We start from the raw sequence: 26,332 nt of genomic DNA, 5'->3' as shown, positions 1-26,332 counted from the left end.
CGTCTGTCCATATTTGGTTAGTATTGTCAGCCTAGGTTCTTCATTCCGAATTGTCAACGAAACTCACGCAGATCTTGGGTAGAATCAGCGAATCGTTTCGATTGGGCACTCAATGCGAGTCATTCCCAAAACAGGCATGAAAAAACCTGTACGTTTCGGAAAAGAAACGTACAGGTTTTGCCCGTGTATCAGAAAAGCCGTTCCTCTCTCCCGGCAGGGAGATTGGAAACCAGAGTCAATCCGTCTCGTGGCTCCGTGCCCAGGGATGGGGTGCCTGCGAGGTATCGATGTAGTAGGATTTCTGCACCATATAAGCGCGCATTCCTTCGAGGCCTTTTTCCCGCCCGATACCACTGTCTTTCTCACCACCGAACGGGGTGGAGGCCGAGAACTGTTTGTAGGTATTGATCCAGACGGTGCCTGCTGTGATTCTGCGGCCCAGCGCCAGCGCCCCGATGATATCCTTGCTCCAGATGCCGCAGGCGAGGCCATATCTGTTATCATTTGCCTGGGCGATGAGTGTCTCGTCATCATCATAGGGCAGCAGAATCAGAACCGGACCGAAGATCTCTTCGCGGCAACAGACCGCCTCGTTGGTCAGGCTCTCAATGATGGTGGGTAAATAATAATACCCATCGTCGTAATCAGCACCTTCGGGACGCGCGCCGCCGATCAGAACTTTTCCCCCTTCTTCCTTCGCACGCGCAACCCAGCGCTCCACCGCCGCTCGATGGTCGACATGGACCATGGGCGCGACCTGTGTCCGCTCGGAGAAGGGATGACCGACAACGAGTTTCCCTGTGGCCGCGACGAGACGCTCACGGAAGGTCTCGTAAAGCGATCGGTGCACGAAAAGTCGCGACCCCGCGATGCAGGACTGCCCGGAAGAGGAGAAAATACCGAACAGGACACCTGCCAATGCGAGATCGAGATCTGCATCAGGCCTGATGATTGTAGGCGATTTTCCGCCCAGTTCGAGCGAAACAGGCACAAGACGCTTACCGGCTACTTCGGCAATTTTGCGACCGACCGTTGTCCCCCCCGTGAAGACGATGCGTCCGATCTCAGGGTCTTCGACAAGGCGGGATCCGACCTCCGCGCCACCGGGAAGCACGGAAACGAGACCTTTGGGCAATCCCGTCTCGTCAATAATCTGCGCGAGCGCCAGGGATGTCAGCGGGCTCCAGGGAGAGGGCTTGAGAATGACCGCATTCCCTGCCGCCAGCGCTGGCGCCAGTTTTTGCACATCGCTGGCAATCGGTGAGTTCCAGGGCGTGATCGCACCGATGATCCCGATCGGCTCAAAACGCGACAATGTCAGATACGGACCGCGGCTCGGCGTGATCGCCTCCTCGGCTGTCTCTGCGACCGCAGCGTAATAACGCATCGTATCGGCCGCGCTCCCGACCAGAATGGTCGTCTCGCGCAAGGTCTTGCCCGTATCGCGGCTTTGCAGCCAGGCGAGATACTCTTTATTTTTATCTATCGCGTCGGCAATACGTGACAGCCACGCTGCCCGACGATGCGGCAAGAGGTCGCACCAGGCAGGATCAGCCAAAGCAGCGCGTGCCGCCTTCAGCGCGTCGGTAACATCCTCCTGAGAGGCACAATGCACGATTGTGTTGAGCGTCCCGTCTGCCGGAAAAAGCGATTCAACTGCCTCACCTCCGCCTTTGCGGAAGTGACCACCGATATAAATTGCATCCCCGGGGAAGACCCCGGGTGCACGCAGTTCTGCCGACATTCGAATTACTCCGCTTTACCGCGCCATGAGGCATGCGTCAGCGCCATATGAGCCAGGCTGTACCCCGCTGTCAGCGAGGTCTTCGGGTTATCGGGCGTGGGCACGCCCCGCAAAGTCAGGCTGGCATCAACACAGGCTGAAGTGAAAACAATTTCGTGCGTGTTGCCCGTCGCTTTGGCATCGGCCAGCAGCGTGACCCGCGTCGCATCGAAGCCAAGCCCGGCAAGGGCGATCGTCGCGGCCACATTGGCGTTCTGGGGATAGCGCAATGCCGCATCGCGAGCGGAGCCCTGAAACAGGACATGCCGCTCGTTACCGCCATCGTTTTCCAGCCCCCAGGCGTGGAAGGGTTTGCGCGCCGTGTAGGTTACAGAGGTCAGACCCGAGAGCTTGGCCGCAGCGAGCACATCGAGGCCACCGATCGCACCGGGCGCTGCCAGGAAACGTCCGGGCCCGTTCTCAAGACGCGCCTGAACATCGGGCATTGCAAGCGCACCGATCGATGTTGCGGCTACATCGATGCCACGCTCGATCAAGGTGCTGCCAAGCGCTGCCAAAGCTGTTTGAGACGCGCCTTCGAGAACCAGCTCCGGTCGCCACGCGATGACATCGTCAAGGCTCTCTGTCACCTTGAATTCAGCCGTGCGTGCGCGCCACTCTTCCAAAACCGCAGCCCGCGCCGCACGACTGCGGGGGGTGACGAGAACGATACAGCGACCAATCCGGGCACCCGATGCGAGGAGCGCCCTCATTGCGGTGCCTGTCATGGCACCGCAACCGAGGATCCCGATATCGAGCGAGGCTCTCATACCGGATTACCAGCCGCACCAGCCGGCGGGCCCGAGAAGATCGTGGCAAACGGACCGATCGCAATCATATCGACTTCGATCATGATCGGGCCCGAGAGGGCGAGACACTCATCGAGGACCTCACCGATGTTTTCGATGGCCTGAACACGGCGATGCGCGAGATTCATGCCTTTGGCGAGGCTCGCAAAGTCGGGAATGTTTTCAAGCGTGTAGTGCTTGCGCCCGCTATATTGGGCGTCCTGAATATTGCGGATCACGCCATAACCACGATCATTCATCAGAATGAAGACGATTTCGGCCTGCTCTTCGACCGCAGCGGCCAGTTCGCCAGATAAAGCATTGCACCACCATCGCCAACGAGCGCGATCGTACGACCGGGCCTCGCCATCGACGCGCCGATTGCCATGGCGATGCCCTGACCGATACCGCCACCCAGCGCATGCACGCCCAGTGTCGGCTTGGCGAGTGTCACATAACGGTTTCCGAAGGTGGAGTTGGCAATGGTGACGTCACGGACGAATGTCAGAGCCTGCTTGCCAACGCGCTCGCGCAACGCATCCGCAAGATGGCTGTAAGGACCGAGCGTCGATAGCAAGGCCGCCTCGGAGCGGGCGCGGGCAATCGTGGCGCCGGAGAGAAACTCCCTGTCGGTATCCAGACGCTCTGGCAGTCGCTCCAGAAGCGCCGCCAGCACCTCACGAGCGCCGCCCTGCACAAACAGATCGACCGGATAGTTACGACCGCCCTGACTTGCATCGATATCGACCTGCACAAGCCGTTGCCCGAGAATCATCTGGTTATTGCGCGTTTCGTTGCCGCGCAGCTTGGACCCGACGACGATCGTCAGATCGGCCTGCTCATAAAGAGCCTGCGCCTCAGGCGTCATGTTGAACGCGCCCAGCGACCAGGGATGATCCTCCGGCACCACGGCACGCCCGTTGGTGCTCGTCACGGCAAGAGCGCCGCGCTCGATCAGTGCAGTCGCCTCCTCCGAGGCTTCCCGGGCGCCGCCACCGAACCAGAAGACCGGACGGCGTGCATTCTTGATCAGCTCGGCGAGCGCATCGATCGCCGCCACATCGGGCGTGACCCGGCTCAGGCACGGCTTGGGCCAGTAAGACGGACGACGCAGCATGGCGCGTTGCACGTCAATGGGGATCTCGATCGAAACCGGGCCGCGCGGCGCGCTCAGGGCGCTGGCTGCTGCCGCGGCCAGCATGGTCGGCACGGCATGAGCTTCCCAGACGCGCCAGACGCTTTTGGAAACGCCACGCAGCATTTCAGGCTGACGAGGCACGTCATGAATGGCTGCGCGGTCACGATCCGCGTACGGACGATCGATCTGGGTTGTAATATGCAGCACAGGCGAACAGGCAGTGAGCGCCTCCACCTGTGACCCCGCAGCATTACCCGCCGCCGTGCCTGTGCTGGTGAGCGCAACACCCAGGCTATTCGACACGCGAGCATAGGCGTCAGCCATATTCATGGCGCCGGCCTCGCCACGTGCGGGAACGAAGCGGATTACGCCCTGACGCGCGATAGCGTCGAGGATCGGCATGTTATGAATCGAGATAACGCCGAAAACCACCTTAACACCGGCTTCGGCAAGCCACTCGGCAACGGCTTCACCCGCCGTGATTTTTTCCGCAGCAGACGGATCAACTTTGAATGCTGACATCGCAACCTGTTCCATTCAAAAGTGGCGTGACAAACCGCCTGAGATTTCGAGGGTTGCTCCTGTCGTATAGGCCGAGGCCGGAGCACCGAGAAAAACGATTGCGCGCGCGACTTCCTCGGCGGCACCGAGGCGGCCAAGAGGAATATGTTTGTCGCGTGCAAGCTGACTGAACCACGCGTCTCGCCCGACACTCTGGTCGGGACGCGCCGCAAAACGACGTTCCCACTGCCCGGACTCGATCAGACCGACCACCACAGAATTGACGCGGATGTCGGGTGCGAATTCGACAGAGAGAGATTTCAGGAGATTCTGCACACCTGCGCGTGCGGCAGACGTGCAGACCATGTGAGGCTCGGCTGATAGGCGAGCAGGGAATTCACCGCCACGATACTGCCCGAGGCAGATTTGCGCAGGAGCGGTGCGAAGGCCCGGGTCGTTCTGATCTGACTGAAGAATTTCAGCTCCAGCTCTTCACGCCACGCCTCATCGCTCGTCGCTGCGAAAGTCGAAACGCGTCCCTGCCCGGCATTATTGACCAGAAGATCGCATGATCCGCGCCAGGACGTCACCGCGTCGACAAGGCCCTGCACATCCTGCTCGAGCAGGACGTCGCAGCGCTGAGCGAAAACGTCGCCAGCAGAGGCGAGCTGTTCGCGCGCGGCCTCCAGTCTCTGCGGGTCACGCCCGCAGATGACAACAGATGCCCCCTCACCCAGAAGAACACGAGCCGTGGCCAGCCCGATCCCTGAGCTACCGCCCGTGACAACAGCGACTTTTCCTACGAGCCCTAAATCCATTTCAACAGCCTTTATCGAGGGCACCAGGTGCCGATTCATGATAACCGAGACGGAGGGACACCTCGTTGGCAGCAGCTGTGACGAGCGACACGATCTTGCGGCGACGCCCCTCTCCCATATCGAACAGGCTCGTCGGCCCGGTCACGTTGATCGCCGCACGAACGTCTCGATCCTGACCGAAGATCGGTGCTGCAATCGAGCTGACGCCTGTGCTCAGAATGCCGTCGCTTTCCGAAAAACCGGCCTGATGCTCGCGCCGCAACGTCTCATGGAGCTGATCGAGGGTCGTCGGCGTGCGGGAGGTGAAAGAACTGAGCACCTTGTCCGCATAAAGCGCTTCGACCTGAGCCTGCGTCATATTGGCAAGGATCGCGCGACCCAGCGTCGTGGCGTGAGCAGCCACGCGTGAGCCCACCGTTATATTGCTGGCCAGAGGCACATTCGGCACGCGCCGCGCAAGGTAGACGACCTCATGCCGGTCGAGCACACCGAGATGCGCCGAGAGCCCACTTTCTTCAGCAAGCTGGGAGACAATCGGCAAGGCCGTACGTACGAGATCCTGACCGGAGGCATTTTCGCCGATCAGACTGATCAGGCCAATCCCGATCCGGTATTCGTCGCCGACGATACGCTCGATGAAGCGCTCCATTTCCAACGCCTGAAGGAGACGCAGGAGCGTCGAGCGGCTGATATCGAGTTCTTCGCTTACCTTGCGAATATTGGCACAAGATCCACCATCGCCAATATAACGCAGCAGCCTTGCAGCGCGATGAAGCGGCGGTGAGATACTGTTTTCCACTTCGGTGTCTGACATAGACTGGATCGCCTTTTCCCTGAAAACCCGTAAAACTTATGCAAACACGAATCCGGCATTAACCGGCAAGGTCTGTCCGGTCAGAACCAGCGCCTCCGGGGTCAGCAGAAATCCGATCACGCCGGTCACATCGGAGGGGAATTGTGCACCGGGAACAGATCGTCCGTTTTCATAAAGTTCGTGACGTTCTGGTGGAACATACTCGGTCGCCTCGCAGCGCAAGATACCGGGGGCAACCGCGGTTATACCAATACCGCGCGCACCCAGTTCACGACTGAGTGATCTTGTCATCGCCAATACTGCCCCTTTACTGGACGTATAGGCCAGAAGACGCGGCGCGCCCCACAGAGCCGTGTCGGACGCAACGTTGACGATCCGGCCAGTTGAGGAGAAATGAGGGCTGAAGGCCTTGGTGACGAGCCAGGTCCCCCGGACGTTCACCGTCTGCACACGGTCCCAGAGCGCGAGGTCGATATCCTCGAACACCTTGCCGCCGACATTGGTCGCAATGGCGGCGTTATTGACCAGACCGTCGAGACCTCCCCATTCAGAAGCGACCTCCGCACAGACCGACGCCACATTATCGGGGTCGGCAAGATCCATCTTTGAAAAGTGAACCTCGCCACCCTCGGCAGCAAGCGAGTCGGCTGCTTCACGCCCCTCTTCGAGGATATCGATCAGCCAGAGTCGTGCTCCCGCTTGGGCACAATATCTTGCGATCTCAAGACCAAGCCCACGGGCTGCGCCTGTGACGACGATACGTCGTCCGGCAAGGGACACCGAGGCCGGCGAAACAGGAGTGCTCACTGTAGAAGACATCCAAACCTCTCGATTTAAGTTGACCATATACGGCCAGATCGTTCTTATATGACTAATCATCATTCGAACCGGCGTCAAAACAAAATCGGCATTCCCTGAATAAAACGGCAAGAAGAAACGTTTTTCTCCTTGTCAGCTACAGCGTGCACGGTTCTATTCGTTGGTTACGATATCGGAATATGTCGGAGATAAATCAAATGATCCGCCTTCGAATTCCCGGAAATGCATCTGGCGGTCCCGCCCTCGTTTCCACGTTCTTTCTCCTGGCTCTCGCCTATATGCTCTATGGGTGGGACAGGCAGGTCATGCCGGTCGAGCTGGTAGAGATGAGCCGCGCTCTTTCCCTGACGCCCCGCATTGCCGGTCTGCTCGCAAGCATCTTCACGCTCGGCATCGCCATCATGTCGGTACCGGCCGGGCTGGTTGTTGCACGAGCCGGATTGCGACTGGCCATAAGCCTCAGCATGCTGCTTTTCTCCTGCGGAACATTGCTCTCCGGCCTCGCTCCCGACATCTGGCTGCTGATTATCGGTCGAATCGCGACAGGCATGGGTGAAGCCGTCTTCAGCATCGCGCTCTTCACTTTCACATCTGCGCGATTCCCCCGCCATGCCGGCACGGCGATCGGTGCCCTTCTGGCGGTTTTTGGCGTCTCGATGTTTATCGGCCCTATGATTGTCGTCTCCCTGCAGGCGACATTCGCGACCTGGCGTGGTCCCTTCTACCTTTTCGGTGCGCTGGGCGTGCTCGGCGCCCTCATGCTGTTGATCTTCCTGCCTCGCGGGTCGCAGGATGAACCACGCGCCCACGCGACACCCCAAACCTATCGCTGGCTTCTCCGCCCTGCGACTCTGGCGACGCTCTTCGTTGCCGTCGTCAATGGCGTTGGCTGTTATGCCTATATGTCCCTGTTTCAGACCTACGCACGGCTCTGTTTTCATATCACACCCCATGACGCGTCCTTTGCGCTGGGCTGTTTTGGCATTGGTACCGTACTCGGCAGCACACCGATCGGTTACGTGCTTGACCGCACCAATCGACAGATCGGCCTTGCCCTGGTGGTTTTCCTGACGGGCGTGACCGGCATGGTGCTTCTGAGAACGACGCTGACACCGGGGCTGGCAGCCTGGCTCTCCCTCTTGCTCGGGGTCTGGATCAGCGGTGTCTACGGCAATTGTTACGCACTCATTCGTGAGCAGGCCCCGGCTCAGGACGGAGCCTTTGCGATTGGCGTCCTGCTGACCGTTTATTATCTTGGTGCCGCTGTCGCCGGTTATCTTTTCGTCGCGGCCACTGGCGTTGGCTTCAGCAACCATGCCTGGGGCGGCGTCACATTGTTCCTCGTGCCTTATACCCTTGCCGCTTTGGGCATTCTCTGGACAGCGAGAGAACCCCGTCGCGTCGCAAAACAGTCACTGACACGCTGCTAAGCAAAAAATAAGGGGCCGTTTCCGGCCCCTTTCTTTCATGTCGACCGATCAGATCGTAATCGATCTCAGTTATGACCCCGGTCGCTCTCGCCACCCTTGATGACCTGACGTCGCGTTGTGCCATCGATGCCTCCGGCGATCGCCCATTCCGCGAAAAGCTCGGGACGACGCTCGAAGGTCTGAGGCTCCCAGGCTTCAGTGCAATAATCTTCATCCGCATAATATTCGAGCGGTGCTGCGAGAGGATTCTCGAAATACCAGAAATAAGCCGATGAGATCGGATGGCGACCCGGACCGATCTCGGTCTTCCAGCCTTTACGGCTCATCGCCAGACCGCCGCCAATCACCTCGTGAACATCGTTCAGCGTAAACGCAACGTGATTGACACCCGGTCGACCCGGACGATTGAGGATAAACTGGTTGTGATGGCCACCGCGCTGGGCACATCGCATGAAGCATCCATGACCGGGATATTCATCACTGACGATGAAGCCGAGCACGTCGAGATAAAAAGCCCGCATCGCTGCATAATCTGCCGTGAACAGTACGACATGACCGATCTGGAGGGGCTTTGCCTGTGTGTAGACAGGGGAGCGCTGATCCAGACGATGCGTCACGCCCGGAGCATTCGGCAAGGTCGGATTGCCCTTGACAGGCTGACGTCGTTTGACGCGAAACGCAAGGCCGAGACCGTTCGGATCGCGCAGTCGGGGCGTACCGCCTGGCTCTGCCGCCTCGTACTCAGGATGGCTTGCGATTCGGGAAACGAGCTCTTCCAGCGCGCTCTCGGAAGCCACACCCCAGACGATCTGTCTGACCGTATTCCCCTCCTCAATAGCAGGCGGCAGATCAGGCGCATCATGGGGACGCACAATCACCTCTCCGCCATCCTGCGTCGTGAATTCGAGTCGCTCAGGTGTCTTGAGACGCTCTGTCAGGCCCCAATCGATCAGGAAGCGATACGCGGCTTCCATATCGTGCACGCCGAAGGTGATTGCATCTATTCCAGTCAGGGCCATGCGACAGTCCTCGTGTCGTTTGATTTATATATGAAGCAAATCAGGAGAAACCGCTCCCTCTCTACCTAAGGGAAAGCTTAAAGACTACGGAATCGTTTTGGAACCGATATTTCCATTGATCGGGAACTCCTTTCCATATCATATGGAATCGTCAAGGTATTACGATATTACAACCAGGAGCCTGCGTTTCATGAGTGAAGCAAAATCCGATACCCTTCGTGCCGGTCTCGACTTTCATACGAAACAATACGTCAACAAGCGTTTTGACTGGAATGCCTTTCCATCGAACGCAGGCTTTCCCGATCTCGAGCGGGCACAGATGCGATTCATCGGATCGGGCGGCTCCCCCAAGGCGGGCGAGAGCGACACCCTCGCACCGGACCATTTCACGCTCAGCCTCGTCTACAAGCATCCGGGCAAATACGCGGCCTGCCATGCCCATGAGATCGAGGAGGCCTTTCTGGTGCTTCAGGGCGTTCTCACTGTCGGCTGGGAAGAGAAAAACCATGTCGTCGAGGTCAATCTCGGTCCGAAAGATCTGATCCTCAACGCCCGCGAAATTCCTCACGGCTTTCGCAATGCCGGCGTCGAGCCCGTTCTGATGTCGATCATGGTGGGTGTCGGCAAGCCTCTTCCACCTCGATACGCCTATCATCCCAAAGAGGTAGGAGACGAACTGGCCCAGTCCTTCGGCGCGTTGCCGGGGCAGGTTCTTCCTGTGTCCGCCAAGGGCGATCACCCCTTGCAGCGTTTCATGGCGCTCCATGTCGTGCGCTATGACGAGACACCGACCCACTGGACCAAAGCAGGCTTCGGCCGCAAGATCTATGTCGGTGAAGGCGGCGCGCCCCCTTCGACGGCCCGCAAGGAAATGTTCCTGATCCCGCCCGGCACCGGCGTCGCCCCGTACACGCGCGATTGCGAAGAAGCATGGCTCGTCATCGAAGGGCATATCACTGTCGGCTGGGAAGAAGACGGCAAGCGCGTTGAACGTCAGATCGGCCCACGCGATGTCATTCTCTCACCGGCAGGACGGGCGCATTATTTCCGCAATGACGAGCTGGCACCTGTGACGCTTTTCAGCGCCATCGGCACCCCTCATCCGGTCGATCCTGATTTTCAGCCTTATACTCCGGCATGACACGCGAACACTCCGTTCCCCTTCCCGGTCTCGTGCCAAACGAGATCGGGAGCTTGGCACGCTCACTTGGCTGGAGGAAGGCCAGGGTCAACCGCTCATTCTCCTGCACGGGATCGGCTCAGACGCAGGATCCTGGGGCAGCCAGTTCACAGCGTTCAGCGCCACAAGACGCGTTCTGGCGTGGAACGCACCGGGCTATGCTACGAGCAGCCCTCTGGAAGGTGGCCCCAAAAATCCGACACGTTATGCCGAGCTTCTCGCCGAGAGCCTGAATGCCCTCAATGTAGGAACCTGTGCGATCGTAGGGCACTCTCTCGGTGCTCTGACTGCAGCACGATTTATGCGCCTTTACCCAGACCGGGTCAGCGCGCTTCTTCTCTCCAGCCCGGCCAGCGGCTACGGACAGGAAGAGCAGGATGACCTTCTTCCTGCCCTGAAAGAAAGACTGACCGACGTCGAGACGCTGGGTCCGGCGGGTATGGCCGCCAAACGCGCCGCACGCACGCTCTCACCCGGAGCTGGCCCCGACCTGGTCCATCAGGCGGCTGAAGCCATGGCACGAGTCTCGATCACCGGGTATCGTGACGCTGTGACTCTTCTCTCACGCGGTTCGCTCTCGGCGGATCTGTCAGCGCTTCCCCGTGATAAAATTCGTCTGATTACGGCCGAGCATGATCAGATCATCAAGCCGGAACGCGTCCATGCGCTGGCAGAAGAGCGCCACCTGCCCTCACCAACCGTCATCGCGCATGCGGGTCATGCCTCCTATCTGGAGAACCCCTCGGGCTTTACAGCCGCCATCGAGGCGTGTCTCGCTTCTGTCGCCGCCTCAGACGAGGCGTGACGACAGAAGCAGAGCTGCTTTCTCAACGCAGGGTCGAACGTAGTCTTCAAGCAAGGCCCTGTCGTGGCGGCCATGGGCGCAGACGGCGCTCAATGCCGCCAGCACATTGCCGCTCCGGTCACGCACAACGCTCGCGATGCTGACAATGTCATTTTCGAAATAGCCCCAGCTGGCGAGACTCCGCTGATTTCGATCCTCTTCCACCTGACGGACGAGCGCACTCAGATCGTCAGGCGTCGCGCTCGTGAAAAGCGGGAAGGCGTATTCCTGATAGAGACCCACGACATCCGCCGTGAGCATCTGGGACAGGATCGCCCGACCGATCACCGTCGCATGAGCGGGCAGACGCGTACCGATATCGACGACGCTCCGCTCATCTCCAGACGCGGCACATCGCGCCACATAGACAATGTCATGGCCCTCTCTTTGCGCCAAATGAGTGGAACAGGACGTCTCGTCACGGAGTGCTTCGAGAATCGGCATGGCCGTCTCGATCAGCCCCTTCCCTGCTTCTCTGCCACGCCCGAGGGAGAGGCACTTCTCTCCGAGACGGAGCAAACGCGGGGAAGCGCCCCCTACCAGATATCCGGCCCGGCGCAGTGTCTGGACAAGCCTGAAGGCACTGGCACGGGGCAGTTCTGCGCGACGTGTCACCTCGGCCAGACTGAGCTCTGTTGTGGAGTCTTCAAAGCACTCCAGAATGGCAAGACCATGCAAAAGGGCCGGAACGAGATAACGATCCCCTTCGTTAACGCTCATGTGAGACATCTTTTCAACGATTTTTCTTTACAGAACAAGAACGACATCGTAACGATATTTAGTCACATTGTCCATATTTGGCTAGTGTTCCACTTTCGATGGAGTTGCAACGACTATGAAGCCCTTCATCCCTTATAATGAACCGTTCCAGAATCGCGACCGTGAACCGGACGCCTATGAGAACGCCTTTGGCGACGCTCTGGAAAAAGCCTTTGCATCGGGTCTGACCACACTACCCGATTTGGCGCAGTTCATGACGGATTCCGCAGTGCCAGCCCCTGAAGGCGGCTGGACTGAAGACTCGCTCGCGGCAGAGCTCGAAAGGCTCGCTGCCTCGAACACCCCCGCCCTTCCTTCACGCTCGTCCTGTTGAGGAAATTGCCATGACCGCCTCTGCCGACATTCTAGAGAACCGCCTCCGCGTCGGGCATCGCAATATGTGGCACCCGGTTCTGCCGGCGCATTTTGTCACATCCTCGCCCCGCTCGATCTTCCGCCTCGGTTTTCGTATCGTGCTCTGGCGCGATGAAGAAAACCGCGTCATCGCCCTGGAAGATCATTGCCCTCACCGTGGTGCGCCCCTGTCGCAAGGGACAGTGATGGATGACAAGATCGCCTGTCCTTATCATGGCGTGCAGGTCGATGGGACAGGCGTTGCCGTCTCCGTACCGGGCAGCCCTGGTTGCCGCCTTGAAGGCATGCGTGCAACACGGTCATTTCCGGTTCAGGAACGCGCAGGCGCGATTTTCCTCTTCGTGTCGGAGAAGCCCAACACGGAACCCAGTGAACTGATTCTCCCCTCCGAACTGGAAAGCGACGAATATAGTCATTTTCTTTGCTATACCGAGTGGGGCGGCGATTACCGCTACGTCTATGACAATGTCATGGATCCGATGCACGGCACCTTCCTGCATCACCATTCCCACTCGATGGCTGAAGGCTCCACGCAAGCCAATTTCAAGGTACGTGAGATCGATAACGGCTTCGTTTTCGAAAAAGACGGCCAGCGCGGCGTCAACTTCGACTGGACCGAATTCGTCGATACGGGCGCCCATTGGCTGAAGCTCGAAATCCCCTACCCCAAGACGGGCGGACCGGGCGGCAACTTCATGATCATCGGCAGCTATACGCCGATGCAGGATGGCTGGACGGCTGTTTTCCACTGGCGCGCCCGCAAGGTCTCCGGCTGGCAGCGCGACGCCTGGCGTTTTCTCTACAAGAACCGTCTGGAATACCGTCACTGGCAGGTGCTTGAGCAGGATCGCGTCCTGATCGAAGATTATCAGCCGGGCGCCAATCTGCGTGAAATCCTCTATCAGCACGATATGGGGCTGGTGCGACTGCGCCGGTATTTCAAGCAGAAAGCCGAAAAACAGCTTGTGGATGCCGGTCTTGTCTGAAGAACGTCTCACTCTTCGCGTCACCGCGCTACGCTGGCTGTCTCCGGACGTACTCACCCTTGAGCTGCGTTCGCCTGACGGCACTCCCCTGCCTGCATTCGAGGCAGGGGCCCATATCGATCTGCATCTGCCAAACGGGATCACGCGCAGCTACTCGTTGTGCAACGATCCGGCTGAGCGAAGCTACTATCTGCTTGGGATTGGCAAAGCGTCGGCAAGTCGCGGGGGGTCACGTTATATCTTCGACGACCTGCGTCTCGGTACGCTCCTTCCGGTCTCGGCACCGCGCAACCACTTCGCGCTCGATGCATCGCAGAAGGAAGCCGTGCTGATTGCCGGGGGGATCGGCGCCACGCCGATCCTGTCCATGGCCTACGAACTGGCCCGCTCAGGCCGACCGGCGCATATCTATTATGCCGTTCGCAATCGCGCCGATCTGGCGTTTATGGACGCTTTCGAGAAACTCGCCTCTGTAACTCCCTATTTAAGCGCCGAGACAGGGACGAGAATATCGTTCCCTGACGTCATCGCTGCTCATCCGGACGCGCATTTTTACTGCTGTGGTCCAACGGGGATGCTCGATTCATTTGAGGAGGCCACTGCGACCTGCCCCCCCGAGACGGTGCATCTTGAACGCTTCGCCGCCAAGCTCCCGCCGACGATGCGCAGGACGAAAGCTTCATCGTCGAATGCGTTCAGTCCGGGCTGAATTTGACCGTGCAGCAGGGCGAGTCCCTCGGCGACTGCCTGGCCGATGCGGGGATCGATGTCGCGCTTTCCTGCCGTGAGGGCGTTTGTGGATCCTGTGAAACAAAGGTTCTCTCAGGAGAAATAGACCATCGCGATGGCGTCCTGAGTCAGAGCGAGAAGCTGGCTGGCAAGAGCATGATGGTCTGCGTTTCTCGCTGCAAAGGTCAGAAACTCGTTCTCGACCTTTGACGTCAGCCTGACACCTAAACGCTTTAATTATTTTCTGGCACCTGCACACTGCCCGACACTCCTGCAACGAGAGTGTCGGCAGGCCTGACAGAACGGGCCGCCCTCAGTCTAGCGTGCTCCAGAATATCGCACACGCCGTAGCGTGAGTGCGGCATGAATCCGGCCTATTTCTTTACAGCTGAGACGCTCCTTCTGGAGAGCTGCGCCCATGCACGGCGCCCTTATACATTGGTTTCATTGGCTTCTCACCGATCCGACACGCGAAACGTGTGGAGGCCACAACGCGCCTCATCCGAAGTGTCTTGAGAGAATATCGCCTATGCCCTGCGGTGTCGTCGGCGCCGCCTTCGCTCTCCCGAGATGTTCGGCGAGATGAGCAATCGCGTTTTGATAACGATCAGAACTCCGGACAGCACCCCGGCGTGATCAGCTATCGCCACGCAGGCGCCTGATCAAAGGTCTCAGGTAGACGGCTGATACATGTCTCGCCACGATTTTCGTCTATAGAAAAATCGATATTCCATGTTTTCTGTAGCGGCATGGCTCGCAAGATGAAGATCAGGTGACGGTCATTTTTCGGCAAGCGCGAGGTCTACCTTCGGGCAAGCAAGATACCCAGCCCGGACATCAGTCTTGTCCAGATGTCACAGCGGCAAATCAGAATACAATACGGCCAGAAACGATGTTTCTGGCCGTAAAAGAGTCACAAGACGGAAGAGTAAAACCCAATTACTATTTAGTAGTCATTCGACTTGCTCAGCGTGAACTGCGCCACGCGTTCCCTCAGCACCGAAGCTGCCTTGTCGAGAGAGGCAATCGCCGCCGTATTTTCTTCAACCATAGCCGCGTTTTGCTGTGTCGATTTCGTCATCTCGCCGACCGCAAGATTGATCTCCTGCATCGCTGAGAACTGGCCGGTTGCAGACTGCGCAATCTCGGCAACAAGCTTATCGATTTCAGAAACCTGACCGAGGATCACGCCCAAAGCACCGCCAGCTTCGCGCACCTGGCGCACGCCGTCGGACACATAATCGCTGGAGCTTGAAACCATCTCCTTCACCCGACGCGCACCTTCGGTCGAACGCTGTGCAAGAGTGCGGACTTCAGTGGCAACCACAGCAAAGCCCCTACCAGCATCACCGGCACGAGCGGCCTCAATTCCGGCATTGAGGGCCAGAAGGTTGGTTTGAAAAGCAATCTCGTCAATGAGACCGATAACCTGGCTGATCTGCGTGAAGCTACTCTCGATCTGGCTCATGGCATTGACGGCGTTATGAACCATCGAGCCGGATTTTTCCGCACCGACACGAGTCTCGTCCGTGACCGTTGCCGCCTTTTTCGCGCTGTCGGCCGCATCGCTCAACATGCTCACCACACGCTCGATGCTGCGGATGATTGCTCGATGCTAGCTGCCTGCTGTTCGGTACGGCGGGCCATATCGTTGGAGGCGACAGAGATCTCGCCGGTCCCTGATCCGATCGCCATGACGCTCTGCTGGATGACACCAAAAGTCTGATTGAGACGCTCAAAGGAGTCGTTGAAGTCGGTCTTCATCACCTGAAGGCGCTGAGGAAGCGTTGCCTCAATGCGGTAGACCAGGTTGCCCTCAGAAGCAGCCGCGAGGCCCTTACGAATGGACTCAACCGCGCGCGATTCTTCTTCAAGCTCACGAGCGACCCGTTCGGCGTTCTCTGCACGTTCCTTGGCGATAATCTCGCGCTCGGCTGCCTGTTCTGCTGCGAGCGTCTTCGCCTGCTGCAATCCGCTCTGCATGGTTCGGAGCGCTTTCGCCATATCTCCGACTTCATCGCCCCGGTCCAGGCATGGCACAGGGCCGTCGAGCGAACCCTGAGCAATACCGAGCATGCGGTCACGCACCCAGAGGAGCGGGGTTACGATTGTTCTCTGGCTCATGATCAACGTGGCAACCAGGATCAGCAGCTGGATCACGACCAGGCCGATAACGCAGTTTCTCACTGATGCCGCCGCACTTGCAGCCAAGGTCTGTGAGTCAGCTTCAACCTGGGTGATACGACGCCCGGTCAGCGCGCCAAGATCGATCGCAATATGCACGCCGTCCTGATCGGATGCCTGCATGATGGTCCGCATACGAGCGACGTCACCCTTGTTTAGGGCTGCTACGAGGCTATTGAGTTGCTGCTCGAAGTCATCATAGCGGGCCATCAACGGAGCAAGCGTAGGGACAACTCTTGGGTCAACCTTCGTGACCTCATTGAAGAGATCCCGGGTTCCTCTCATGTCCTTCTGAAAGCGAGTCACCACCTCCCCAACGAAAGGGCTCTGAGCCTGATCGGTCAGAAGATGGGACGCGTAAAGGAGCGCATTAAGTTTATCTGAAATACGAGCAAGAATAATCGTGCCACGGTCATCCGAGCTGATAAAAGCCCGGTAACGGGTGTCCGTCATTCTCTGGTTCTGCACTAAAAATGCAGCCCCAATAAAAGTCACTAATGTCAAAATGATCGCCACAGCGGCAATTTTGGTTTTGAAACGAAGGGCGCTGAACATGGGAGGGAGAACCTTATCTCGGCGTGTTTCCAGATGTTCAACGACAAACATTAAAAAATCCTCTCCAAGAGTTAAGATGGGAGGGTCTCTCTGGACTCGCAAAAGACTTCAATATGGAAATTATGATTATTTAGACCGGCAGATTTCCAGCAATGAGATAATTATTTCAGATACCGAACAAATCGGTGTGAAATAACTCTTTCATCGCGAGATACTGCTATATTTTAGAGACCACACAGTTATGCATGCCCCAACAAAAGAACATAGCTTATTTAGAGTATCGTTTTTTAAGGAATTTTGTGAAATCGCGAGAATATTGTTTTTCTCAATGCCAGAATAAAGGCAATCATGAGCGATGAAATAACGCAAAATGCCGAAAACTCAGCAACCATTTCAAAAATAGCGACAAGTAGACCGAAGTCTTTGAAAACTATTCCCTGCTCAGCGAGCCAGTCACCCAACACGGTTAGACCATGAGCACATAGAGTCCCGATAAGACCAAAGACCGCCAAGACGAGCATAATTTTCGCCAGCATGACACTTACAAATCCCGTAATATAGAAACGAGACCCGATATTAGGAGCGAAACGTTAAGAGAAAATTCTTCGAACCTCTCCTGTCCAATGAAAACTCCCCTGTCCTGAACGCTTATTCAGGTCTTCGACGCCAGCATGGCGCTCCGAGTCATTCTGCCATCGCAAATCACCTCTGATTTTAGAGGATAGAAACAACTACAGAACGGACTGCTCGCGGAACGTGATTGACGCGTCGAGGCGCTGGGCAAGCGGTCATCGACGATATTAGACCCTGTTGGCTAATTTGCAGAGACTGCGTTGACCTCAGGCGACCATTAGAACGGTAGGACACTATCCATAATTTGCTGTCCGTAGCGTGCGGACTGTACTGTAGAGAGCTGTCCACGTCCGCCATAGGAGATACGTGCTTCGGCAATGCGATCATGCGTCACGATATTATCCTCGGTGATGTCCTGAGGGCGCACAACACCGCTTACCATCAACTGACGCAGCTCGCCATTCACACGCACTTCCTGCCTTGCAACGACGACAAAGTTACCGTTCGGCAGAACCTGCGTAATCGTCCCCGCAAGAGAAAGGGTGACTGTCTCGTTTCTTCGAATAACACCAACGCCGGTATTCGCACTCGCACTACTTGTATCGAGTGCACTTGCACTGGAGAGCACTTTACCCTGCGCTCCGAAGAAACTCGGAATACCGAACGTCTGGGATCCGCTCCCCGAGACGGTCGTGTTGTCGTTGACCGCAGCATTATCGGCGATATTGACGTTAATCGTGATCAAATCTCCGACCTGAGATGCGCGCTGATCTCTGAAGAACGCGCGGCTCCCTGGACGCCAAAGGCTCCCGACTTCTGTCGGCGGGGGCTGTAACGGCGGCATCGGCATCGTTACGGGGCGATAATCGGGGGCTTGAGTAGGATCCGAGGTGTGAGTCATCCGAGGCGGATGACCAAGTTCGGACAGGTTGGCTAACGAGGTACAGGCGCTCAACGACGTCAATGCGATCAAACCAACCATCGAGAAAGAGCGCTTCATAAGCATGACGTTCGATGTAATCCTGAAAAAGGTCATGGCAATGTATTCCGTGCCGACATCGCCAGTCGTCGAACCGTGTTAGGGTCGGAAGGTATCGGGTGGCTGCTAAGCTCGACTGATATATTGCCGCTGTCCGTTACCTGACCGCTTACGATCATGCCGCTCGATACATTGAGCGCTCTCACCTGCTGTTTCAGCCCGGCATCTTCCATCGCTCGACCGGCAATCGACAGGCGCAGGCCTTGAGCGAGATAGGAAATCAAAACGGGATCGCCTTTATGCATCACGACTGTGCGCTGCAAATCCTGCGCGACCACAGGAGCGCCAGCCACGACGCCACGGCTCACGCTCAATCCCTCAACTTCGGTCTCATTGGACACAGCTCTCAACGGAAGATGCCCAGAATAGGACTCATCCAACTTCACGTCTGCTGCCGTGATAGCACTCCCAGCAGGAAGTGACCTTGTATAGACAAGGACACGTTGCGTGGCGTGAATGACACCCGTCAGCATAAATGAGTCTGAAACAAGATCACCCGACGGGTGGGCACGGTAGACTGTAGACGAAAACCAGCCGCTTCGTTGATCCCATTTGACATCAGAGAGAATAACGGGATCTGCCTCGTCCGTAGACACTGTCATCGGATGAAAATCGTGGAAAGTAATCGATATCGGCCCGTTACCAAGATCAGGCAGGTTTTTGCGAACCAAGGCGTTAAAATAAGATTCGTCGAGGACCCGGCCCGACCGCATGATTGTCATGGACGCGTTTGCGGACTGATCTTCCCAGTCAATGCCGTACTGATCGGCAATGGCGATCAGCTGTTGGCCGCTCACCTCAATCGTTTTCCCCGGTGTCGGGCCTGGGCCGAGGACACGATCCTGCCCTTGCTCAAGCCCGGCAAAAATATCCGAGAGACGGACATTACCGGACGCTATCGTCGAAGCATGACGCAGGGTCGCACATTGACCCTCAGGAACTGATGCCGATAGGGCGAAGGCACCCAGCAACCCTAGAGAGAGCCAGCGCATCGCAGCTTTACCGTAGATTGGTAAGGGTCTGGAGCATTTCGTTAGAGGCTGTGATGACCTTACTATTCATCTCATAAGCGCGCTGCGCGGTAATGAGCGACGTAATTTCGGTAACAACGTTCACAGAAGATTCCTCAACAAAACCCTGACGCACCGAACCATAACCCTCGCTCTGGGGCGTGCTCAGATTAGCTGTGCCAGATGAGGTCGTCTCGGTAAACAGGTTTTGCCCCATCGCGGCAAGGCCGTTTTCGTTCTGAAATGTCGCGAGCTGGATCTGACCCGCTACTGCCGCTGTAGTCTGACCGGAGAGCGTATACTGAACCTGACCGGACTGATCGATCGTAATGTTTTCGGCATTATTCGGCACGGCGATATTCGGCGACAAGGGATAGCCGTCTGCCGACACAATCGTTCCGTCCTGCGAGAGCGAAAAGGTACCGTCTCGCGTGTAAGCGTACTCGCCTGAAGGCAGCGTCACACGGAAATAGCCACGCCCTTCAATAGCGAGATCGAGCGAATTTCCGGTCTGCTCAAGGGTGCCCTGCTCATTGATGCGATAAATACCTGCCGTTCGCACACCGAGACCAACCTGAGCACCTGCAGGAACCAGATCGCCCGTATCCGAACTCATCGTGCCGGCGCGACGTAGATCCTGATAAATCAAATCCTGGAATTCAGCGCGACGACGCTTGTAACCCGTCGTCGTCATATTCGCGATGTTGTTGGAGATCGTCTCAACATTCGTCGTTTGGGCCTGCATGCCCGTGTTCGCAATATCCAGCGATCGCATCATTGTCTGACGAGCTCCCGACGCCTCTCAATACGAGCGCCATTTCAAATTGATGTGACACGGTACAAATTACAAACGGCGACGCCGCCGTGTCTCACGTAAAATAGAATTAGTGAAAATTCCTTAGGGAATCGTAAATTGCTTGGCAGGCTAAAATGCCTCTGCAAGCAATCACGCAACACGAGCTCTTTACAACGTTCACTCACTCAATGCGAGCATTGAAGAGCAGCTTCTCGCTTTTTTCACGAAATCCGAGCTGTTGAGGCCAGATGCTCTGATGAGAAGCCTCGCAGCGCTCCCCCGATTCCTGTTAGCGGACCATTCCAATCCAACGGAGTGTTCTGCTGAAAAATCCGTAACGAGTCGTACCAGGGAGAGTCGGTTCGGCCGGAGAGCCACCGCCAGCATTGATCATATCGCGATAGCAACCATGTCGGCTTCCCAAGACCGGCCGCCACATGACAGGTCGAGGTATCAACGGCTATGACCAGGTCGAGCACGCTAACCAGAGCTGCGGTATCGCTGAAATCGCGCAGTTCTTTTGTATGATCGATGATGCGCATCAAGGGAGGAGGCGCGCTGGCCTGAGCGGATCTTTCTCCAACCTGAAGGCTGTAAAAGACAACCTCAGGAACGGTGGCCAAAGGCGCGAAAGTCGCCAAATCGGTTGAACGACGGTGATCGGCCAGAAAAGCGGCTTGAACCTCGGGATGGGGAGCGCCTGCCCAGACGAGGCCAATGCGCAACGCCCGCCCCTTCCCTTCGCCTGTTTCCTGTTCAACCTGTTTCTGCCAGTACCGTGCCTTGACAGGGTCAACCCGCAGATACCCCCCCGCACCCGGTATGGTGTCGAGGGTGATTTCCAATGCTCGCGGAAGGCTAAGGACCGGACATTCCAGGTCATGAAATGGAACCGGATCATCTTCGCTCAGGACGATCTCTTCCGGGAAGCTGTCTCGCATCAGAGACACCAGCTCACGTCTGACCCGGAGTAAGACTTTTCCTACCCGATCGGCGGCGAGCGGTAAGAAGCGGGAGAACTGGATAACGTCGCCGAAGCCGCCTTCGGTCGATATGAGCAGGACCTTATCCGGCGCTACTTCTCCTGCCCAGCGAGGCTTCTTGAGATCAAAGCTCTGACTGTCGTGCGCGCTCCACCGGAACTCGTACTCGCGGAAACCTTCCAGATACTGACCGTCCTGCAACAGAGAGACTGCATTATTGGTCCGGGTGTAGGCATTTTCGGGATCCAGCGCGATCGCAGCACGATGGAATTGCTGGGCCAGCGTGTGCGCGCCGCGGTGATCGAGAGCAACGCCCATATTGCTGAGAGCGAGCGCATGTCCTGGATCCAGCTGCAGGCTGTTACGGTAGCAGGCGATCGCGTTTTCGTACTGGCTCAAAAACAGGAAGCTGTTACCCAGATTAGACCAGGCGTCAGCCAGAGAAGAGTCAAGCGCAACTGCGCGGCCGAGCAGAGCTAACGCCTCGTCAAACCTGTTCAGGAGATTCATCAATCCCCCGTAATTACTCAGGCTCTTCGCGTCGTCGGGTGTCCTCTCCAGTCGGAGCTTGTAAGCATCCTCAGCCTCTGCGAGACGGCCAGCCAGCTGCAGTTGCTCGGCACTCCCTTCTGGGTGACTCACCTTACAGATAATCCGCCAGTGACATTTTCTGCATCTGCGAGATGAGCGTGTACGAGACGGTCAGACTTTCCTGAACACGGTTCGCGACAGTGGCCACTGTCGCCATGTCAGCGTCACGAGCATTCCCCAGCTGGGTCAGCAACATCGTGTTCACGCCCTTCAAAAGCGTCGATTGCGCCGTAAGGCTGTTTTGCGTTCCGCCAACTGCGCCCTGCTGCTCCGTCAACTGACTGATCGTCGTGCTGAGCGATGTGTAGATTTTCTTGGCCAGATCGGAATATCCAGGCGTCTCAGAGGACATGCCTTTCATTGCGGAGGCAGCCATTAGATCACGCATAAGATCGCGAATAGGAGAACCGGTCGAGGTCGTCGATGCCGAAGACGTCACCGAGCTCTGCGTCGCTACGATTCCGAGGCTGGTCGTGGAATCCGAGCCGCTTATCACTGAGCGTTGCTGAGACGCAGCCTGGGATGCCGACACCGAGAGCGCAGGCGAAAAGACAGACACCGATGAGTCATTCGATGCCGCGAGTGACGTTATCTGAGCAAAAACGTCGTCTGCGCTGCTGCTGGAAAGAGACTGGACGCTTGAGGCAATCTGCTGAGCGAGCGTGCTTGTTGAGAGCGACGTTTCGCCTTTGACCGGCGACGTCGTGACGTCCGTCCCGGCAAAAACATAATTGGTGCCATCGCTTGTATTAAGGACCGTCTTCATGCTTTCGAGCGTGCTCTGCGCAGCCGATGAAACAGCAGCAACCTGGCTCGTTGTCGCGGTTCCCGCGACCCCCAGCAGGCTCGCCGAGAGGGCTGTAGCTTGAGAAACCAGCTGGTTCAGCGCCGTGGCTGTCACGGACAATGTGGTTTGAGCGTTAGAAATATTCGACTGCCAGGACTGCACCTGACTGATTTTCGGAGTCAGATCGAGCACGGTGGCGCGAGATGATCCGAGGTCAGCGTAGGAAGATCCGATAATTCCGGTGCTGCTTTGATAAGTCGTCACCTGCTGCTGTGCAGTCAACTTAGCAACGCTGGCCGCCATCATGAGCGAAAGGGCCGAATTGCCGTACTGAGTAATAGAACTGCTCATCTTCCGCTCCGTCCCTTTTTATTGAATCGCATTGATCAATGCGCTGAACATTGTCTGCGCGATCGAAATAATCTTGGCGTTGGCCGAGTAGGCTGCTTGCAGCGTGACCGTCTTGGCGAGCTCATCATTCGGGACAACACCCGACGTCGACGCGATCTTGGTCTGGAGCGTCGTCAACACAGCTGTGCTCGATGTCAGGCCAGAACTGGCTGATGCAATGGTGGCGCCTTGATTGGAAGTCAATGCGCTGGAAAGAGCCAAAAGCCCCTGGCTGCCGCTATACCCCGTCGAAAGTGCGCCATTCGGGCCCAGTCCGCTCGTCGGTGCCAACAGGCTGCCGCTCACGTCGCTCGGGTCCGAGCCGAAAGAAACGGAGAGGACCTTGCTGATGACACTCGTGTCGTTCGAATTCGTCGTGCCATCACTATTGGTCGTGGTCACAAGCAAGGAGGGTGTCGCAGCATAAGTCGCATTGACACTCAAGGTCGACGAGAGACCGACAATCCCTTGCGGCGAGGGAAGGTTCAAATTGGTCGACTGCACTGTGCTCGACCCACCAGAACTCGTCGTGAACAAGGAGAGCCCAGCGCTATTAACGCGATTCATCATCGTGTACGAGAACGAATCAAGCTGTGCCTGCATCTGCGGATAGACTGAGTCACGCAGTGATACATTCGCCCCAAGCTCACCGCCCGTCAGGCTCGAGGTAATATCCTGCCCCTTGAGCATAATTCCTGCGGGAACCGAGTTCGGATCCTGAGCACTATAGTAATTACTGCTATCAATCGTGGCACTTGACGTCGTCAGGGGCCAGGTTGAGCTGGGCAGGGTCTGCGTATTGTTATCCTGGCCGATTTGGTCTGGACGCGTCGGCAACTGAACTCCGTTTTCGGTGCGAACAATCATGTCGCCGTTGCTAGTCGTCGAGAAAGTCACACTGAGGCTGGAAGAAAGATCGGACATCACGCCGAGACGCTGATTCTCCAGATCGGCTGTATCCTGCCCCTTGGCCTGAAACTTGATGATCTGCTGAGAAAGGGCGCCGATCTGAGTAAGATCGGAATTAACCGACGAGACGATCGAGACAACATTATCTGCCGCCGCCTGCCGCTGGGTCGTGTACGTCGATGCAAGCGTATGGATTGTATTCGTGAGCGCCGTTGCATTGTTGATGACGGCAGACTGCGCTGCGCTCTGGGAAGGGGTGGACGTCAACGATATTAGCGAGCTTTGCAGATTGCCAAGCTGGTCGCTAAGGGACGTCGTGCTTCCTGAGTCGGCGGAGGTCGAACCCTGTACGGCCGAGAGCGCGCTGAGCGAGCTGTTCAGAGTATCATAGGAAGAGGCCGTTGCATTCTGACGATAAAATGTCGACTGCAGCGCCTGATTGACCGCGAGCTGGGTATTGGCGAGACGTGAACCGACGCCAATTCCTCCAGCGACCTGAGCAACGGTCGCCACTGTCTCTCGCACGTAGCCCGTAGTGCTTGCATTGGACACATTATTCGACAGAAGAGCATACTGCGCTTCAATCGACTTCATGGTGCCTGTTGCCATCGAGATTGAAGACAGTAAGTTCATCTTTTTTCCATTCCTCATGAAAATCACGAATACTCACGGTCAACACGACCGATCGAAGCGCTTATTCAGACGGGAGAAGCAGTTCTGAACCTAGCATCTAGTGGCTAATAGTTTCTGAAAGGTTTCGGCTAAGGATCGGTCATACCTCAGATGCGCCAATAAATCGCTCCGAGGAATAGCGAGAAATGAGTCAATCTCTCACAACGGAGGGAGAGCCATCCCTAAAGTAAACCCGCCAACCAACCCCTTCAGCTTCCCCGATTCTTTTTCGAGCGTGGTCGCCGCAGCCGTTGCCTCCTCAACCATCGCCGCGTTCTGCTGCGTAACACGGTCGAGTTGACCTACGGCCTGATTGACCTGATCGAGCCCGGCAGCCTGCTCTTCCGAGCCCCTGGCGATCTCTGATAGAACGGTATCGACTTCCGCTATTTGTCGTACGATACCCCCCAAAGCGCTCCCCGCATTCACAATCAACTCGGCACCGCGGTCGACATGAACACCGCCTTTCTCAATCAGTTCGTGGATTTCCTTGGAGGCTCTCGAAGATCGCTCGGCTAGAGCTCGCACCTCTGTCGCCACCACAGAGAAACCAAGCCCCGCCTCACCGGCCCGAGCCGCCTCAACCGCAGCGTTCAAAGCGAGGAGATTAGTCTGAAACGCAATCTGCTCGATCATACCGGTGATCTGAGAAATGGATTTGGACGACTCCTTCATTCGGTCCATCACAACAACCGCTTCGTTGACAACCTGATTGGCCTTGAGCGCATCGATCCGCACCTGAGATGTCGAGAGAGCAGCACTCTTCGCGTTTTCTGCACCTCTGCCAACACGCGCCGTGATGTCGTCCAATGTCAGCGCGGCACGCTCAAGGCTTCCAGCCTGTGTCTCGGTGCGTTTTGCAAGGTCACTCGACGCAACAGCAATCTCATTTGCCCCAATCGCGACGGCGCCCACGGCAGACCAGACACCGCCAAGAGTGTTGTCGAGTTTTGAAATTGCGCTGTTGAAATCTTCACGAAGCTGAGCATAAGTCGGATCGATCACGCCATCCATACGAAAGCTCAGGATATTATCGGCAAGCTTCGCCAGTCCTTTGCCGATGTCGTTGATCGCCTGAACACGCCCCGTGATCAGGGTCGCGTATTTGACGACTTTTACGACACGACCGTTAATATCTAGTATCGGACTATAATACGCCTGTAACCAAACGGGACGACCATGCCTGTCTACGCGTCGGCATTCGAGCGGAATGTAATCACCACTGCGTAACTTTTGCCAGAACTCAGCATATTCTGCACTATTAGCGATCGCCGCCTCAACGAAGATGCGATGTTTTTTTCCGACAATTTCACCCAATTCGTAGGACATTGCCGTCAAAAAATTATCATTAGCTGTCAGGATCGTGCCGTCAGGAGTGAATTCGATGACCGCTTGCGCTCTGGAAATGGCGTCCAGCTTTCCCTGCGCGTCAGCCCGGAGCATTGCAGCCTCCGTCACGACAGAAGCAACCTTGACGACTTTGTAAATTCGACCCGCAACATCGAAAACCGGATTATAACTTGCCTGAAGCAATACTTCGTTACGATTTTTGGTAAAGCGAACACACTCCTGCGAATAGGAAGTCCCAGAAGCTAATTTACGCCAGAAATCTGCATACTCAGATGTCTTTGCATATGACGCATCGACAAAAAGAGAATGATGCCGACCAACGATCTCATCCAGCCTATAGCCCATCGCTGCGCAAAAATTAGCGTTTGCGCTGATGATTTTTCCAGTGAGCTCAAACTCGATGAAAGCGAGTGAGCGCTCGAGGGCCGCAAGCTTGGCCTTGGAGTCAGCCCAACCACCCGGCCATGACTTCAACATTCGATCTTATCTCCGACTTACAAAGATCGAAAC

27 protein-coding genes are annotated in these 26,332 nt (G+C 56.8%); 7 read left to right on the top strand and 20 right to left on the bottom strand.

Translation table 11 applies throughout. The features are described from left to right. Positions 1 to 235 precede the first annotated feature (235 nt). Genes JCM15831_RS12235 through JCM15831_RS12210 form a run of 8 tightly spaced genes read right to left on the bottom strand, consistent with a single transcriptional unit; the run spans position 236 to position 6,649 of the window. The gene (locus JCM15831_RS12235) at positions 236 to 1,744 is read right to left on the bottom strand and encodes an aldehyde dehydrogenase family protein (protein WP_025824491.1); all 1,509 of its coding nucleotides are present in this window, start codon (positions 1,742 to 1,744) and stop codon (positions 236 to 238) included. A 5-nt stretch (positions 1,745 to 1,749) separates the two neighbouring features. Then, entirely contained in the window at positions 1,750 to 2,553 is an 804-nt protein-coding gene (locus JCM15831_RS12230) for an aspartate dehydrogenase (protein WP_025824490.1), read from the bottom strand. Then, complete coding sequence (locus JCM15831_RS23415; protein ID WP_269530458.1) at positions 2,550 to 2,831, bottom strand: thiamine pyrophosphate-dependent enzyme; 282 nt, start codon at positions 2,829 to 2,831, stop codon at positions 2,550 to 2,552. The genes JCM15831_RS12230 and JCM15831_RS23415 overlap by 4 nt, the downstream gene beginning before the upstream one ends. Continuing rightward, positions 2,831 to 4,231 carry a thiamine pyrophosphate-binding protein gene (locus tag JCM15831_RS18805; RefSeq protein ID WP_269530457.1) on the bottom strand — a complete coding sequence of 467 codons (1,401 nt, stop codon included), beginning with the start codon at positions 4,229 to 4,231 and terminating at the stop codon, positions 2,831 to 2,833. Before JCM15831_RS18805 ends, JCM15831_RS23415 begins: the two co-directional genes overlap by 1 nt. 15 nt (positions 4,232 to 4,246) lie before the next feature. Beyond that, positions 4,247 to 4,546, bottom strand: coding sequence for an SDR family oxidoreductase (locus JCM15831_RS23410; protein WP_269530456.1), 300 nt, complete (start codon positions 4,544 to 4,546; stop codon positions 4,247 to 4,249). After that, positions 4,531 to 5,028 (bottom strand): SDR family NAD(P)-dependent oxidoreductase, encoded by a 498-nt coding sequence (locus JCM15831_RS23405; RefSeq protein WP_269530455.1) that lies wholly within the window; start codon positions 5,026 to 5,028, stop codon positions 4,531 to 4,533. Before JCM15831_RS23405 ends, JCM15831_RS23410 begins: the two co-directional genes overlap by 16 nt. 1 nt (position 5,029) lies before the next feature. Beyond that, a complete protein-coding gene (locus JCM15831_RS12215; RefSeq protein WP_025824489.1) occupies positions 5,030 to 5,842 on the bottom strand; it encodes an IclR family transcriptional regulator in 813 nt (270 codons plus the stop codon). A 36-nt stretch (positions 5,843 to 5,878) separates the two neighbouring features. Next, positions 5,879 to 6,649, bottom strand: coding sequence for an SDR family oxidoreductase (locus tag JCM15831_RS12210; protein WP_232228176.1), 771 nt, complete (start codon positions 6,647 to 6,649; stop codon positions 5,879 to 5,881). Between the two features lie 209 nt (positions 6,650 to 6,858). Here JCM15831_RS12210 and JCM15831_RS12205 point away from each other — a divergent pair, with 209 nt between their 5' ends. Then, entirely contained in the window at positions 6,859 to 8,091 is a 1,233-nt protein-coding gene (locus JCM15831_RS12205) for an MFS transporter (protein ID WP_025824487.1), read from the top strand. Between the two features lie 65 nt (positions 8,092 to 8,156). On the opposite strand, the gene JCM15831_RS12200 is transcribed toward JCM15831_RS12205, so the two are convergent. Then, complete coding sequence (locus JCM15831_RS12200) at positions 8,157 to 9,110, bottom strand: VOC family protein (protein WP_025824486.1); 954 nt, start codon at positions 9,108 to 9,110, stop codon at positions 8,157 to 8,159. Between the two features lie 190 nt (positions 9,111 to 9,300). On the opposite strand from JCM15831_RS12200, the gene JCM15831_RS12195 reads away from it, so the two are divergent. Together JCM15831_RS12195 and JCM15831_RS21095 are read left to right on the top strand one after the other, a co-directional pair. Then, positions 9,301 to 10,251: a cupin domain-containing protein gene (locus JCM15831_RS12195; protein ID WP_025824485.1), complete on the top strand. Its 951-nt coding sequence runs from the start codon at positions 9,301 to 9,303 to the stop codon at positions 10,249 to 10,251. Beyond that, on the top strand, positions 10,211 to 11,095 hold the full coding sequence (locus tag JCM15831_RS21095) for an alpha/beta fold hydrolase (protein WP_084490686.1): 885 nt from the start codon (positions 10,211 to 10,213) through the stop codon (positions 11,093 to 11,095). Before JCM15831_RS12195 ends, JCM15831_RS21095 begins: the two co-directional genes overlap by 41 nt. Here the strand turns inward: JCM15831_RS21095 and JCM15831_RS12185 are convergent. After that, positions 11,081 to 11,854 carry an IclR family transcriptional regulator gene (locus JCM15831_RS12185; RefSeq protein ID WP_025824483.1) on the bottom strand — a complete coding sequence of 258 codons (774 nt, stop codon included), beginning with the start codon at positions 11,852 to 11,854 and terminating at the stop codon, positions 11,081 to 11,083. The genes JCM15831_RS21095 and JCM15831_RS12185 overlap by 15 nt on opposite strands. A 115-nt stretch (positions 11,855 to 11,969) precedes the next feature. Here JCM15831_RS12185 and JCM15831_RS12180 point away from each other — a divergent pair, with 115 nt between their 5' ends. From JCM15831_RS12180 to JCM15831_RS21980, 4 genes are read left to right on the top strand one after another with little or no spacing between them, the layout of a single operon-like run. Next, positions 11,970 to 12,227 carry a recombinase-like helix-turn-helix domain-containing protein gene (locus JCM15831_RS12180; RefSeq protein WP_025824482.1) on the top strand — a complete coding sequence of 86 codons (258 nt, stop codon included), beginning with the start codon at positions 11,970 to 11,972 and terminating at the stop codon, positions 12,225 to 12,227. 10 nt (positions 12,228 to 12,237) lie between these two features. Continuing rightward, the gene (locus JCM15831_RS12175; RefSeq protein WP_035774431.1) at positions 12,238 to 13,254 is read left to right on the top strand and encodes an aromatic ring-hydroxylating oxygenase subunit alpha; all 1,017 of its coding nucleotides are present in this window, start codon (positions 12,238 to 12,240) and stop codon (positions 13,252 to 13,254) included. Beyond that, positions 13,247 to 13,963, top strand: a complete 717-nt coding sequence (locus JCM15831_RS18790) for a ferredoxin reductase (RefSeq protein ID WP_198024323.1) — start codon at positions 13,247 to 13,249, stop codon at positions 13,961 to 13,963. The genes JCM15831_RS12175 and JCM15831_RS18790 overlap by 8 nt, the downstream gene beginning before the upstream one ends. Positions 13,964 to 13,971: 8 nt before the next feature. Then, a complete protein-coding gene (locus JCM15831_RS21980; RefSeq protein WP_198024322.1) occupies positions 13,972 to 14,193 on the top strand; it encodes a 2Fe-2S iron-sulfur cluster-binding protein in 222 nt (73 codons plus the stop codon). Positions 14,194 to 14,929: 736 nt separating this feature from the next. On the opposite strand, the gene JCM15831_RS18785 is transcribed toward JCM15831_RS21980, so the two are convergent. From JCM15831_RS18785 to JCM15831_RS12125, 10 genes are all read right to left on the bottom strand, one after another. Next, positions 14,930 to 15,559 carry a methyl-accepting chemotaxis protein gene (locus JCM15831_RS18785; RefSeq protein ID WP_051528494.1) on the bottom strand — a complete coding sequence of 210 codons (630 nt, stop codon included), beginning with the start codon at positions 15,557 to 15,559 and terminating at the stop codon, positions 14,930 to 14,932. A gap of 2 nt (positions 15,560 to 15,561) precedes the next feature. Further along, complete coding sequence (locus tag JCM15831_RS20415; protein WP_198024321.1) at positions 15,562 to 16,620, bottom strand: HAMP domain-containing protein; 1,059 nt, start codon at positions 16,618 to 16,620, stop codon at positions 15,562 to 15,564. 389 nt (positions 16,621 to 17,009) lie between these two features. After that, positions 17,010 to 17,258: a hypothetical protein gene (locus tag JCM15831_RS12160; RefSeq protein WP_025824480.1), complete on the bottom strand. Its 249-nt coding sequence runs from the start codon at positions 17,256 to 17,258 to the stop codon at positions 17,010 to 17,012. Between the two features lie 314 nt (positions 17,259 to 17,572). Then, positions 17,573 to 18,277, bottom strand: coding sequence for a flagellar basal body L-ring protein FlgH (gene flgH, locus JCM15831_RS12155; protein WP_232228179.1), 705 nt, complete (start codon positions 18,275 to 18,277; stop codon positions 17,573 to 17,575). Positions 18,278 to 18,327: 50 nt separating this feature from the next. Next, entirely contained in the window at positions 18,328 to 19,326 is a 999-nt protein-coding gene (gene flgA / locus JCM15831_RS12150) for a flagellar basal body P-ring formation chaperone FlgA (protein WP_025824478.1), read from the bottom strand. 7 nt (positions 19,327 to 19,333) lie between these two features. Continuing rightward, positions 19,334 to 20,119, bottom strand: a complete 786-nt coding sequence (gene flgG / locus JCM15831_RS12145) for a flagellar basal-body rod protein FlgG (protein WP_025824477.1) — start codon at positions 20,117 to 20,119, stop codon at positions 19,334 to 19,336. 242 nt (positions 20,120 to 20,361) lie between these two features. Further along, on the bottom strand, positions 20,362 to 21,765 hold the full coding sequence (locus JCM15831_RS12140; protein WP_025824476.1) for a tetratricopeptide repeat protein: 1,404 nt from the start codon (positions 21,763 to 21,765) through the stop codon (positions 20,362 to 20,364). A 1-nt stretch (position 21,766) separates the two neighbouring features. Beyond that, positions 21,767 to 22,852: a flagellin gene (locus tag JCM15831_RS12135; protein WP_025824475.1), complete on the bottom strand. Its 1,086-nt coding sequence runs from the start codon at positions 22,850 to 22,852 to the stop codon at positions 21,767 to 21,769. Between the two features lie 18 nt (positions 22,853 to 22,870). Then, entirely contained in the window at positions 22,871 to 24,433 is a 1,563-nt protein-coding gene (flgK, locus tag JCM15831_RS12130; RefSeq protein WP_025824474.1) for a flagellar hook-associated protein FlgK, read from the bottom strand. Positions 24,434 to 24,631: 198 nt separating this feature from the next. Further along, positions 24,632 to 26,299, bottom strand: a complete 1,668-nt coding sequence (locus tag JCM15831_RS12125) for a methyl-accepting chemotaxis protein (RefSeq protein ID WP_025824473.1) — start codon at positions 26,297 to 26,299, stop codon at positions 24,632 to 24,634. Between the last annotated feature and the right edge of the window lie 33 nt (positions 26,300 to 26,332).

This window comes from Asaia astilbis JCM 15831, from assembly GCF_000613845.1.
Classification (GTDB): Bacteria; Pseudomonadota; Alphaproteobacteria; order Acetobacterales; family Acetobacteraceae; genus Asaia; species Asaia astilbis.
Note: the sequence above shows the minus strand (reverse complement) of the source record. Positions and strands in the feature narration are given on the sequence as shown.